Raw genomic sequence first — 534 nt, 5'->3', positions numbered from 1 at the left:
CTCGCTGAAGCCGCTCCATCCAGAGCAGATCAGCGCCCGCTCACCCAGCTCCACGCACGCATCCGTGATCATGGCGAACACGCTGTCAGCAGACTCGACCAAGTCGACGGGGATGCTGCCGAAGCCGAAATAGATGGGTGGTTTTCCCGCGGCGATCCATGATGCAATCTCCTCGTCGGCGTCGGTCGGCAACTGCATCGTCAGTGTGCCGACAAACGGCCGCTGGCCGTCGAGATCCGCCCACTCCTCCGCCAATCCAGGAAAGCAGGCCTCCTCATAGGCCTGGATTTCCAGCGATCCACGTTCGGTGATCTGTCGCGTGTAGGGCAGTACTGCCTCGGGCAATCCCAGTTCGCGGCGCTGCGCGTTTACTACCTCTTTGGTACCGCGCCAAGTCAGCCGTTCATGCGCCAGCATGGTCGAGCGGCGGAATCGTGGCGGCAGGAATGAGAGGAGCTCGCCGTTGGGTCTTATCGGGAAGTAATGAAGCGTGGCCAACGGAATGTCGTAATACTCCGCGACGTTGCCAGCGAC

General features: G+C 61.4%; 1 protein-coding gene. It reads right to left on the bottom strand.

Annotated features, from left to right (window positions below):
* A partial coding sequence (locus A5698_RS02280; RefSeq protein ID WP_502688861.1) for a glycosyltransferase family protein occupies positions 1-534 on the bottom strand: 534 nt, incomplete at both ends.

Source organism: Mycobacterium sp. E136, from assembly GCF_001666865.1.
In the GTDB taxonomy this organism is placed as follows: domain Bacteria; phylum Actinomycetota; class Actinomycetes; order Mycobacteriales; family Mycobacteriaceae; genus Mycobacterium.
Note: the sequence above shows the minus strand (reverse complement) of the source record. Positions and strands in the feature narration are given on the sequence as shown.